Origin of the sequence: Salmonella sp. NW722 (genome assembly GCF_051702785.1) — a bacterium.
Classification (GTDB): domain Bacteria; phylum Pseudomonadota; class Gammaproteobacteria; order Enterobacterales; family Enterobacteriaceae; genus Salmonella; species Salmonella enterica.
In genome coordinates this window covers 121,612-133,633 of sequence record NZ_JAMMIN010000010.1, presented here as the reverse complement: position 1 = coordinate 133,633, position 12,022 = coordinate 121,612, and the positions used below count along the sequence as shown (strand labels likewise).

Here is a 12,022-nt window from a genome sequence, read left to right as displayed (position 1 = left end):
AAGCCCCATTTTTATTGGCGCTAAATATGACTGAACAACAACAAATTAGCCGCACCCAGGCCTGGCTGGAAAGCTTACGACCCAAAACCTTGCCCCTCGCCTTCGCGGCGATTATCGTCGGTACGGCCCTGGCATGGTGGCAAGGCTATTTCGATCCTCTGGTCGCACTGCTGGCCCTTATCACCGCCGGGCTGCTGCAAATTTTATCCAACCTCGCCAACGATTACGGCGACGCTGTCAAAGGCAGTGATAAACCGGATCGCATCGGGCCGCTGCGGGGGATGCAAAAAGGCGTCATCACCCGGCAGGAGATGAAGCGGGCGTTAATCATTACCGTCGTGCTGATCTGTATCTCCGGACTGGCGCTGGTGGCGGTCGCGTGCCATACGTTAACCGATTTTGTCGGCTTCCTGATTTTGGGCGGACTGTCGATTATCGCCGCCATCACCTACACCGTGGGTAATCGGCCCTACGGCTATATCGGGCTGGGTGATATCTCTGTCCTGGTATTCTTTGGCTGGCTAAGTGTCATGGGGAGCTGGTATCTCCAGGCGCATACGTTGATTCCGGCGCTAATTCTCCCGGCCACCGCCTGCGGTTTACTGGCGACGGCGGTGCTGAATATTAATAACCTGCGCGATATTAATAGCGACAGAGAGAACGGCAAAAACACCCTTGTGGTACGACTCGGCGATGTCAACGCGCGTCGTTATCACGCCTGCCTGTTGCTAGGCGCGCTGCTCTGTCTGGCGCTGTTTAATCTGCTCTCGCTACACAGTCCGTGGGGATGGTTGTTTATTCTGGCCGCGCCCTTGCTCATTAAACAAGCGCGCTACGTAATGCGCGAAAGGGAGCCTGCGGCAATGCGCCCGATGCTTGAACGTACCGTTAAAGGCGCGTTGTTAACCAACCTGTTATTTGTGATTGGGATACTCTTAAGTCAGTGGGCCGTTTAACTGACAAATATCAATTAACAATTGATGATTTTGCCAACAGTATACTTAGCGCGATATACTAAAAATTCTCGCAGCAACTGAACGTTAAGCCTATGAAATACGATACTTCCGAGCTTTGTGACATCTATCAGGAAGATGTCAACGTCGTGGAACCGCTGTTCTCTAATTTTGGAGGGCGGTCGTCGTTTGGCGGACAAATCATCACGGTAAAATGTTTCGAGGACAACGGGTTGCTGTACGATCTGCTCGAACAAAATGGCCGTGGTCGGGTTCTGCTGGTCGATGGCGGCGGTTCTGTCCGCCGTGCATTAGTCGATGCGGAGCTGGCGCGTCTGGCCACGCAAAATGAATGGGAAGGGCTGGTTATCTATGGCGCGGTGCGTCAGGTGGACGATCTGGAAGAGCTGGATATCGGCATTCAGGCGATCGCCGCCATTCCGGTTGGCGCCGCAGGTGAAGGCATTGGGGAAAGCGATGTGCGCGTCAATTTCGGCGGCGTGACGTTCTTCTCCGGCGATCATCTCTATGCCGACAACACCGGGATTATCCTTTCCGAAGACCCACTTGATATCGAGTGATCAAAAAAGGCGCCGTAAGGCGCCTTTTTTATGCGTTGTCGCTGATTGCCGGATGTCGGCTTACGCCTTATCCGGCCCACCGGTATCCGCATTCTAAATCCTCTATAGATTTCGCGTCAGGGCAAGGCGGCAAGTAAGTGAATCCCCAGGAGCATAGGCCACTATGTGACTGGGGTGAACGCACGCAGCCAACGCCGCCATAACGTGAAATATGACGAGGATTAGACTTCTTCCATACGACCAAGCAGCGCCTGCAAACGTTCCTGCCAGCCGCTCTGCTGTTCCTTCAGAGAATTATTTTCACGCTCGAGTTCTTCACGTTGATGCTGTGCAGACTGCACTTCCTGCGTCAGGCTGTTGTTCTTTTCTTTCAGCTCTTCAATTTCCATCTGTAACAGGGTGATGGTGTCAATCGCCTGCTGTACTTTTGCTTCCAGTTTCTCAAACACTTCTAAAGACATGATCTTACCTCTCCTGAATTGCAAGGCGACGCTTCACGTAAACGCGCACAATATATAGTGTCGATTGTATGAAGCCCCGCTCTCGCTGTCCAGCGACATACCGCGTAGATCGCGGTTTGCAGCAATTTTCATCCATCTCCTGGTAACATTCATTCAATAACTTAAAAGTGTTAACATATTGGTTAATGAAATGATTCAATTCACTCTCTTCTGCTGTCTCAAAATGCGCCTCATGGCGCGATAACGCTCATTTTATTGACGCAGTACACACATTTTGATTTCGATATTTCTCGTTTTTGCTCGTTAACGATAAATTAACAGTGTGCCTACAGGGCATCGTGGATGTCCATGACCTCCTCGCATACCAATAATCATTACATACTCTTCAGGATCCGATTATGAGTCAAACATCAACCTTAAAAGGCCAGTGCATTGCTGAATTCCTCGGTACCGGGTTGTTGATTTTTTTCGGTGTGGGTTGTGTCGCTGCGCTTAAAGTTGCCGGAGCTACTTTTGGACAGTGGGAAATCAGCGTCATCTGGGGTCTGGGAGTAGCGATGGCTATCTACCTGACGGCAGGTGTTTCTGGCGCACACCTGAACCCGGCAGTGACCATCGCACTCTGGCTATTTGCCTGTTTCGACAAACGTAAAGTTGTTCCTTTTATTATTTCTCAAGTTGCCGGCGCCTTTTGCGCAGCGGCGTTAGTTTACGGGCTTTATTACAATCTTTTTGTGGACTTCGAACAAACCCACCATATCGTCCGTGGCAGCGTTGAAAGTCTCGATCTCGCAGGCATTTTCTCAACTTACCCGAATCCTCATATCAATTTTGTGCAGGCCTTCGCGGTTGAAATGGTGATTACCGCTATTCTGATGGGGCTGATTCTGGCGCTGACCGACGACGGTAACGGCGTACCTCGCGGTCCGCTTGCGCCACTGCTCATTGGTTTACTGATCGCCGTTATCGGTGCCTCTATGGGGCCGTTGACCGGGTTTGCGATGAATCCGGCGCGTGACTTTGGCCCCAAAATGTTCGCCGGGCTTGCCGGCTGGGGTGAAATTGCGTTTACCGGCGGTAGAGACATTCCTTACTTCCTGGTGCCGCTGTTTGGCCCCATCGTCGGCGCCATTCTGGGCGCGTTTGCTTATCGCAAATTTATTGGCCGTCATTTGCCGTGCGATACCTGCGTCGTGGAAGAGAAGGACTCCACCGCGACCACACAACAAAATGCTTCGCTGTAATCTGATTACGGGACAAAATTATGACTGAAAAAAAATATATCGTTGCGCTCGACCAGGGTACCACCAGCTCCCGCGCGGTCGTTATGGATCATGACGCGAATATCGTCAGCGTATCACAGCGTGAATTTGAGCAAATTTATCCTAAGCCAGGCTGGGTAGAACACGACCCGATGGAAATTTGGGCGTCCCAAAGCTCAACGCTGGTAGAAGTGCTGGCTAAGGCCGATATCAGTTCCGATCAGATTGCCGCTATCGGTATCACCAACCAACGTGAAACCGCGATCGTCTGGGAACGTGAAACCGGCAAACCGATATACAACGCTATTGTCTGGCAGTGCCGTCGTACCGCCGATATTTGCGAACAGCTTAAACGCGACGGTCTGGAAGATTACATCCGCGACAATACCGGTCTGGTCGTCGATCCGTACTTCTCTGGCACTAAAGTGAAATGGATCCTTGACCATGTGGAAGGTTCGCGCGAACGCGCGAAGCGTGGCGAGCTGCTGTTCGGTACGGTGGATACCTGGCTTATCTGGAAGATGACGCAGGGCCGCGTCCACGTTACGGATTACACCAACGCCTCACGAACCATGCTGTTCAACATCCATGATTTGGACTGGGACGATAAAATGCTGGACGTGCTGGATATCCCACGCGCGATGCTGCCCCAGGTACGTAAGTCCTCCGAAGTCTATGGCCAGACCAATATTGGCGGTAAAGGCGGTACACGTATTCCTATCGCCGGGATTGCCGGGGATCAGCAGGCCGCGCTCTTCGGCCAACTGTGCGTAAAGGAAGGAATGGCAAAGAACACCTACGGCACCGGCTGCTTTATGCTGATGAACACCGGCGAGAAAGCGGTAAAATCGGAAAACGGCCTGCTGACCACCATCGCCTGCGGCCCAAGCGGCGAAGTCAACTATGCGCTGGAAGGTGCGGTGTTTATGGCGGGAGCGTCCATTCAATGGCTGCGTGATGAAATGAAGCTCATCAGCGACGCGTTCGACTCCGAATATTTCGCCACGAAAGTGAAAGATACCAACGGTGTCTACGTGGTTCCGGCCTTCACCGGTCTGGGCGCGCCGTACTGGGATCCGTATGCCCGCGGCGCCATTTTTGGCCTGACCCGCGGCGTGAACTCTAATCACATTATCCGCGCGACGCTCGAATCTATCGCTTACCAGACCCGCGACGTACTGGAAGCGATGCAGGCCGACTCCGGTATCCGCCTGCACGCTCTGCGTGTGGACGGCGGCGCAGTGGCCAACAACTTCCTGATGCAGTTCCAGTCAGATATTCTCGGCACGCGGGTGGAACGCCCGGAAGTGCGCGAAGTGACCGCGCTGGGCGCCGCCTATTTGGCTGGTCTGGCCGTCGGTTACTGGCAGAACCTGGACGAGCTGCAGGAAAAAGCCGTCATTGAGCGAGAATTCCGCCCCGGCATTGAAACCACCGAGCGTAACTACCGTTACAGCGGCTGGAAGAAAGCGGTTAAACGCGCAATGGCGTGGGAAGATCACGACAAGTAAGGTCGCCATCCGGCAAAATCTTTGTGCGGGGGCAACTCCGCACACACATCAATTATTCCCTCCTTCCCCTGTGCTACACTGCGCGCCACTCCTTTTTGCTACGAGTTTGTTATGAGACGAGAACTTGCCATCGAATTTTCCCGTGTGACCGAAGCGGCGGCGCTGGCTGGCTACAAATGGCTGGGACGCGGCGATAAAAATACCGCGGACGGCGCGGCAGTCAACGCCATGCGTATCATGCTCAACCAGGTCAACATTGACGGCACCATCGTGATTGGCGAAGGCGAAATCGACGAGGCCCCGATGCTCTATATCGGCGAGAAAGTCGGTACCGGCCACGGCGATGCGGTAGATATCGCCGTCGATCCGATTGAGGGTACGCGCATGACGGCGATGGGTCAGGCGAACGCGCTGGCGGTGCTGGCGGTCGGCGATAAAGGCTGCTTCCTGAATGCGCCCGATATGTATATGGAAAAACTGATTGTCGGTCCGGGCGCCAAAGGGGCGATCGATCTCAATCTGCCGCTGGCGGATAACCTGCGCAACATCGCGGATGCGCTGGGTAAACCGCTTGGCGATCTGACCGTGACCATTCTGGCAAAACCGCGTCATGACGAGGTTATCGCAGAGATGGCTAAACTGGGCGTACGCGTGTTTGCCATTCCTGACGGCGACGTCGCGGCCTCAATTCTGACCTGTATGCCGGATAGTGAAGTCGACGTGCTGTACGGGATTGGCGGCGCACCAGAAGGCGTGGTATCCGCAGCGGTGATCCGCGCGCTGGACGGCGATATGCAGGGGCGTCTGCTGGCGCGCCATGACGTGAAAGGCGACAGCGAAGAAAACCGCCGCATTGGCGAACAGGAACTGGCGCGCTGCAAAGCAATGGGCATTGAAGCGGGCAAGGCGTTATGCCTGGGCGACATGGCGCGTAGCGATAACGTTATTTTCTCCGCGACCGGCATCACGAAAGGCGATCTGCTGGAAGGAATTAGCCGGAAAGGCCATATTGCCACGACGGAAACGCTGCTGATCCGCGGCAAATCACGCACCATCCGCCGCATTCAGTCGATCCACTATCTTGATCGTAAAGATCCGGATGTACAGGCGCATATCCTCTAGCGCATTTGTTAGTTAGAGCCTTCCAGCCTCGCGGGGCTGGAAATCTTTCTCCTGACGAACGAAGATAAGGTTAGCGATTCAGAACAGGAGAAAACCATGGCCGATTGGGTAACAGGTAAAGTCACTAAGGTGCAAAACTGGACTGACGCACTGTTCAGCCTGACCGTTCACGCCCCCATTAATCCTTTTACTGCAGGCCAATTTACCAAACTCGGACTGGAGATCGATGGCGAGCGCGTTCAGCGCGCGTATTCCTATGTCAATGCGCCTGACAATCCGAATTTAGAGTTTTATCTGGTGACGGTGCCGCAAGGAAAGCTCAGCCCGCGGCTGGCGGCGCTAAAACCTGGCGATGAGGTGCAAGTGGTCAGCGACGCGTCGGGTTTCTTTGTACTGGATGAAGTGCCTGACTGCGAGACGCTATGGATGCTGGCAACCGGAACCGCTATTGGCCCGTATTTGTCTATTCTGCAATATGGCCAGGATGTCGCGCGCTTTAAAAATCTGGTCTTGGTCCACGCCGCACGCTTCGCCGCCGATTTAAGCTATCTGCCGCTAATGCTGGAACTACAACAGCGTTATGAAGGCAAGCTGCGCATCCAAACGGTGGTCAGCCGGGAGAGCGTGCCAGGCTCGCTTACCGGGCGCGTGCCTGCGCTCATTGAAAACGGCGAGCTGGAAAAAGCCGTTGGATTGCCGATGGATAAAGAGACCAGCCACGTCATGCTGTGCGGGAACCCGCAGATGGTGCGCGATACGCAGCAACTGCTGAAAGAGACCCGACAGATGACTAAACATCTGCGCCGCCGACCGGGGCATATGACGGCTGAACATTACTGGTGATGTTTTACCGAATGGCGGCTGGGGCTTATCCGGCCTGCAAATCATCACCAATCTGTAGGCCCGGTAAGCGTCAGCGCCACCGGGCAAATTACGGTTTACCGCCCGTTTACGGTTCTGCTTTAAACTTCACGTCCTGTGTCGCTTTCCCAAACTTATTTTCCCCCTGAACACCGACAAACGCGCCCAGATCGATAAGCATCATCACCAGGATCAGCGTCGGAATAAATCGCCCGACGACCCACTGCCACATCCCCGGCAGCATCACCCAGTTTCCGGCCAGCAGCATCCACGCCAGAATCATCAGCAACGCCCACGCGCCGGATCGCCCCCGGTCATGCAGACGTTTGACCATGACGGCGGCGGTCGGCCACAGCAGGCACACCAGGCAAAATGCCGCCGTTTGGATATCAAGCAGGTTTTTCCCCGCCAGCGAAAATAGCGCCAGCATCCCGGCAAACCAGAGGCCGATCCAAATCCAGAAATCACGGCGTCCGATACGCCCTTTAAATGAGAATAACCATTGCTGTATGGTCATGTAAGTTCCTTATATTTTGCCTTCCGCTACAGTTTACCCTTTTGACAAGCCCGACAGTTATCGTTTTAATCGTGAGCAGTCCTAACGAAAGGTAAGATTGATGAAGCCAGGATGTACTCTGTTTTTACTGTTGTTTTCTGCTCTCACCGCCAGCATAACGGCGCACGCGCAGCTCTCTTCATCGACCACGACAGCGCCCTATTTGCTGGCGGGCTCGCCAACCTTTGATCTTTCTATTAGCCAGTTTCGTGAGAACTTTAACCGCCAGAATCCCGATCTGCCGCTCAATGAATTTCGCGCCATTGAGAATAGCCGCGATAAGGCGAATCTGACCCGCGCCGCCAGTAAGATTAACGAAAATCTGTATGCCTCCACGGCGCTGGAGCGCGGTACGCTCAAAGTGAAAAGTATGCAGATTACCTGGCTGCCCATTCAGGGGCCGGAACAGAAAGCGGCGAAAGCGAAAGCGCTGGAATATATGGCCGCCATTATTCGCACTGTCGCCCCGTTACTGACAAAAGAGCAAAGCCAGAAAAAACTGCAAAAGATGCTTATCGCCGGTAAAGGTAAACACTATTACGCCGAGACCGAAGGCGCGGTACGTTATGTTGTCGCAGATAACGGCGAAAAGGGGCTGACCTTCGCGGTTGAACCGATTAAGCTGGCGTTATCTGAAAATCTGGAAGGGGCGAATTGATGACAAAAAGCAAAGCCTTTCCGGGGATGAATCTCTATACTGTTTCACAGACCATGCTGCTCTGACGAGCGGCCATCTTCCTTAATTCGCTGACTAAGCGTGGAGAAATGAAATGCGACATCCTTTAGTGATGGGTAACTGGAAACTGAACGGCAGCCGCCACATGGTAAACGAACTGGTGGCTAACCTGCGTAAAGAACTGACGGGCGTAGCAGGCTGCGACGTGGCAATCGCTCCGCCGGAAATGTATATCGATCTGGCGAAACGCGCTGCTGCCGGTAGCCACATTATGCTGGGCGCGCAGAACGTTGATCTGAATCTGTCTGGCGCATTCACCGGTGAAACTTCGGCTGAAATGCTGAAGGATATCGGCGCGCAGTACATTATTATCGGCCACTCCGAGCGTCGTACTTATCACAAAGAATCTGACGAGCTGATCGCCAAAAAATTCGCCGTACTGAAAGAACAAGGTCTGACGCCAGTACTGTGCATCGGTGAAACCGAAGCGGAAAACGAAGCGGGCAAAACAGAAGAAGTGTGCGCACGCCAAATCGACGCGGTACTGAAAACGCAGGGCGCGGCAGCCTTTGAAGGCGCGGTTATCGCTTACGAACCCGTATGGGCGATCGGTACCGGTAAATCTGCAACTCCTGCGCAGGCGCAGGCAGTGCACAAATTCATCCGTGACCACATTGCTAAAGCTGACGCGAAAATCGCTGAACAGGTTATTATCCAGTACGGCGGTTCTGTTAATGCCTCTAACGCAGCCGAACTGTTCGCGCAGCCGGACATCGACGGCGCGCTGGTAGGCGGCGCTTCTCTGAAAGCTGACGCCTTCGCCGTGATCGTGAAAGCAGCAGAAGCTGCTAAACAGGCTTAATTGCCAATCAATGTCTGATGGCGCTGCGCTTATCAGGCCTACCAGCCGAGTGCTTATGTAGGCCTGATAAGGTAAAGCCGCCATCCGGCATTTATGCTGTGGAGGGTAAGAAAGTAGTATCCCCGGCAACCTTAAACATCGCCCTCCAGCTCCGCGTATTCTCAACCAGCCGATCATCACGAAATAACGCACTACCAGAAACAACACGATCGATGCCCTGTGCAATCAGCGAAGGCAACTGATCCTGCGTTAACGACCCATCAATAACGATAATTTTACCTTCGCGTTTATCACCAAGTAGACAGAGAAGCTGCGCCACGCGCTCGTGCAAATCACTGGAGCGCATTTTACTGCCGTATCCAGGGTTCACTGCTAGTAGTTGAATAACCTCAACGTCGCTCAGAATAGGGATAATGACATCCAGTGGCGTTGCCGGGCATAAACTAATCCCCCGGATCACCGGCATTTCACCGCCGATAACGGGCACGGTCTGCTGACCAAGCCAGCTTAGCGTATGATGCAGATGAATATCGCCTTCAGCCTGAAGCGTGATGCAGTGTGCGCCCGCCTTCACGCAGGCTTGCGCCGCCGTCCATTGATCCGCTACCATCAAATGAACATCTTTGATAAAAGTTTGCGGCAGTTGCCCAACTGCCCATGGCCCAACGGTAAACTGCGGGCAAAATTGACCATCCATCAAATCCAAATGCAACAGCGGCTGGTTTAGCGCTTCCAACTGTTGCAGATAGCGATGCAACGCAATCCACTGCCCTGCCAGAATACCCACACTAAGCGGATATGACGCTAACAATGCCACACATGCTTCGCGCGTTAATCCGGCAAACTGGCTGTTCATGAGCGCTCCTTAAGGCATCAAACCCATAAAAACTTTTTTTGTCCGCGGACCGGTCATCAACGGTTCAAGCTGCTCCACGCAAGTTTTATAGTGTGGCGTTGTCTTGTGAAAAGCGACGGCCTGTTCATCAACGTAGGCTTCATAAATATAAAATCGCGTAGGCACCTGCGGATCCTGCAGAACATCAAAACGCAAGTTACCCGGCTCTTTAATTGAGCCCAGATGATTCTGCCGAAAAACATCGATAAATTGTTCAACCTTGTCATCATGAACGTTAATTTCAACCAGCGTAACGTGCATCATTAACCCCCTGATTATTCCAAATAAAATAACAGTCATCCCCATCTCCTCGCATCGGTAAAAGATGGGGAAGCGATCTCATTTAACCTTTCTCACTCAAAAACAGCTCATAAGCACGCTCTGCTGTTTCGTTATGATGAACGACAGCATGTACCGCTTTAATCATGGCTACCGGATCTTCTGACTGGAATATATTACGCCCCATATCTACGCCAGAAGCCCCCTGGTCAATCGCCTGATAGCACATTTCCAATGCTTCACGTTCAGGCAGTTTTTTACCGCCGGCGATGACAATCGGCACCGGACAACCTGCCGCAATACGCTCAAAACCTTTATCGACATAATACGTTTTGATAATTTGCGCCCCCATTTCCGCAGCGATACGCGTTGCCAGTGAAAAATAACGCTGGTCGCGAGCCATATCTTTACCCACTCCGGTCACTGCCATTATTGGCATCCCGACGCGTAACCCGGCATCAATCAGTTGAATAATATTTTTAATCGACTGATGTTCATGCTCACTACCAATATAAACCTGTGCGGCAGCAGCACAGCTATTCAACCGCACAGCGTCATCCATCGCCACCGCAACCGCCTCATTGCTTAATTCAGTGAGAATAGAATTCGCCCCGGACGCGCGTAAAACGACTGGTTTATTGATTGCCGGAGGTACCACACTGCGTAATATGCCGCGAGTACACATTAAGACATCAGCATATTCAAAGAGCGGCGCAATATTGATATCAATACGCTCAAGTCCGGTTGTCGGCCCCTGGAAATATCCATGGTCAAAGGCCAGCATGACCGTTTTTCTGGTCCTGGGATTAAAAATCCTCGCCAGTCTGGACTGCATTCCCCAATCCAGCGCGCCACAGCCTTTTAATGCGAACAAAGTGTTAGTTTGTGGTTTATCGGTGTGAAAATCTTTGCCATCTTTAATATCATCTAAATCAGCCATTCTTTACTCCGTCGATACATAACAGTTATCAGAAATCATATTTGTCGATATTGTCTTTGTTGAAAATGACACGCTCCGGCAATAACACAATGCCGTTACCTTTTGCCTCATAGTGATATCCCTGCTCACTATTAGGTGAAACGGTGACTTTGCCGATGCCGGGAATATCCAGTGAATCACCGACATTCATTGGCATATTTTTCAGCAACGCGTTGGCGACATATACGGAAATTTTTCCCTGTTGGACGACATCCCACAGGCCAAACTCTTTAACAGTGCCGCGCTGAACATAAGGGCGCATTACATTCGGCGTACTAAAACCAACAATCGCGAGATTATTGCGTTTAAGGTTCTCCGCCGCCTGTGCCGCAGCAGGTAAAGCGTTAGCGTCAGGCGCGATGATGGCATCCAGATCGGGATACGCTTTGATGATACCTTCCGCCGTCTGGAGCGATTTCGTGGCATCGTTATAGCCAAACTGGGTAGTGACTATCTCCCACCCCGGATGTTCCTGGCTAATTTTGGCTTTAGCTTCTTTCACCCACTGGTTCTGGTCGGTCACCGTTGGGCTGGAATAGAAGAAAGCGACTTTCGCTTTCTCTTTGTCCACCTGATGAGCGGCCATCTCTACCAGCATGCTGCCGAGCTGTTTTGGCGTCCCTTGATTGATATAGTAAGAACGGCACTCCGGCTTGGTATCGGAATCCCAGGTTAATATTTTCACGCCTCTTTGCATTGCCCGCTTCAACGCCGGGCACAGGCCATCAGGCGAAACGGCAGAAACGATAATGGCGTCATACCCCTGATTGACAAAGTTATTCACCAGTTGAACCTGGCCTGAGACGCTGGGCTCTGTAGGGCCATCGTAAGTTACGTCAATGCCCAGCGCTTTTCCCGCTTCCTGCGCGCCATTGCCGCCGCTGGTAAAAAAGCCCACGCCAACCAGTTTGGGAATAAAAGCAATCCGCTCTGCCGCCTGCACGGTCATTGCCGCAGATGCCAGACCAAACGCAGTGAGTAAGGCGATCATTTTAATGCTGTGTCTTGCCATTTTTTTCTCCAT

The 12,022-nt window shown here is 52.6% G+C and carries 14 protein-coding genes; 8 read left to right on the top strand and 6 right to left on the bottom strand.

Annotated elements, in window-relative coordinates:
• Positions 1–26 precede the first annotated feature (26 nt).
• Positions 27–956: a 1,4-dihydroxy-2-naphthoate polyprenyltransferase gene (gene menA / locus NA330_RS21135; RefSeq protein WP_000139639.1), complete on the top strand. Its 930-nt coding sequence runs from the start codon at positions 27–29 to the stop codon at positions 954–956.
• A gap of 92 nt (positions 957–1,048) precedes the next feature.
• On the top strand, positions 1,049–1,534 hold the full coding sequence (rraA, locus tag NA330_RS21130; RefSeq protein WP_000872918.1) for a ribonuclease E activity regulator RraA: 486 nt from the start codon (positions 1,049–1,051) through the stop codon (positions 1,532–1,534).
• 221 nt (positions 1,535–1,755) lie between these two features.
• Here rraA and zapB read toward each other — a convergent pair whose 3' ends face one another.
• Positions 1,756–1,995: a septal ring assembly protein ZapB gene (gene zapB, locus NA330_RS21125; RefSeq protein WP_000051370.1), complete on the bottom strand. Its 240-nt coding sequence runs from the start codon at positions 1,993–1,995 to the stop codon at positions 1,756–1,758.
• 398 nt (positions 1,996–2,393) lie between these two features.
• Here zapB and NA330_RS21120 point away from each other — a divergent pair, with 398 nt between their 5' ends.
• The 4 genes from NA330_RS21120 (at position 2,394) to fpr (ending at position 6,733) form a co-directional block, all read left to right on the top strand.
• Entirely contained in the window at positions 2,394–3,239 is an 846-nt protein-coding gene (locus tag NA330_RS21120; RefSeq protein ID WP_000084285.1) for an MIP/aquaporin family protein, read from the top strand.
• A 20-nt stretch (positions 3,240–3,259) separates the two neighbouring features.
• Entirely contained in the window at positions 3,260–4,768 is a 1,509-nt protein-coding gene (gene glpK, locus NA330_RS21115) for a glycerol kinase GlpK (protein ID WP_000136808.1), read from the top strand.
• Positions 4,769–4,879: 111 nt separating this feature from the next.
• Positions 4,880–5,890, top strand: coding sequence for a class II fructose-bisphosphatase (gene glpX, locus NA330_RS21110; protein ID WP_001250624.1), 1,011 nt, complete (start codon positions 4,880–4,882; stop codon positions 5,888–5,890).
• Between the two features lie 96 nt (positions 5,891–5,986).
• Positions 5,987–6,733, top strand: a complete 747-nt coding sequence (gene fpr, locus NA330_RS21105; protein WP_000796303.1) for a ferredoxin--NADP(+) reductase — start codon at positions 5,987–5,989, stop codon at positions 6,731–6,733.
• A gap of 106 nt (positions 6,734–6,839) precedes the next feature.
• Here the strand turns inward: fpr and NA330_RS21100 are convergent, their stop codons facing one another.
• Positions 6,840–7,268: a DUF805 domain-containing protein gene (locus NA330_RS21100; RefSeq protein ID WP_000155237.1), complete on the bottom strand. Its 429-nt coding sequence runs from the start codon at positions 7,266–7,268 to the stop codon at positions 6,840–6,842.
• A gap of 100 nt (positions 7,269–7,368) precedes the next feature.
• Between NA330_RS21100 and NA330_RS21095 the strand changes: the two genes are divergently transcribed.
• A complete protein-coding gene (locus NA330_RS21095; RefSeq protein ID WP_000802241.1) occupies positions 7,369–7,965 on the top strand; it encodes a YiiQ family protein in 597 nt (198 codons plus the stop codon).
• A gap of 112 nt (positions 7,966–8,077) precedes the next feature.
• Positions 8,078–8,845, top strand: a complete 768-nt coding sequence (tpiA, locus tag NA330_RS21090; protein ID WP_001216339.1) for a triose-phosphate isomerase — start codon at positions 8,078–8,080, stop codon at positions 8,843–8,845.
• A gap of 91 nt (positions 8,846–8,936) precedes the next feature.
• On the opposite strand, the gene NA330_RS21085 is transcribed toward tpiA, so the two are convergent.
• The 4 genes from NA330_RS21085 to lsrB form a co-directional block, all read right to left on the bottom strand.
• Positions 8,937–9,701 carry an epimerase gene (locus NA330_RS21085; protein ID WP_001088049.1) on the bottom strand — a complete coding sequence of 255 codons (765 nt, stop codon included), beginning with the start codon at positions 9,699–9,701 and terminating at the stop codon, positions 8,937–8,939.
• Positions 9,702–9,710: 9 nt separating this feature from the next.
• Positions 9,711–10,001, bottom strand: a complete 291-nt coding sequence (lsrG, locus tag NA330_RS21080; RefSeq protein ID WP_001543603.1) for a (4S)-4-hydroxy-5-phosphonooxypentane-2,3-dione isomerase — start codon at positions 9,999–10,001, stop codon at positions 9,711–9,713.
• Positions 10,002–10,083: 82 nt separating this feature from the next.
• On the bottom strand, positions 10,084–10,959 hold the full coding sequence (gene lsrF / locus NA330_RS21075; RefSeq protein WP_000774150.1) for a 3-hydroxy-5-phosphonooxypentane-2,4-dione thiolase LsrF: 876 nt from the start codon (positions 10,957–10,959) through the stop codon (positions 10,084–10,086).
• Positions 10,960–10,987: 28 nt separating this feature from the next.
• Positions 10,988–12,010, bottom strand: a complete 1,023-nt coding sequence (gene lsrB / locus NA330_RS21070; protein ID WP_000090737.1) for an autoinducer 2 ABC transporter substrate-binding protein LsrB — start codon at positions 12,008–12,010, stop codon at positions 10,988–10,990.
• Positions 12,011–12,022: the final 12 nt, after the last annotated feature.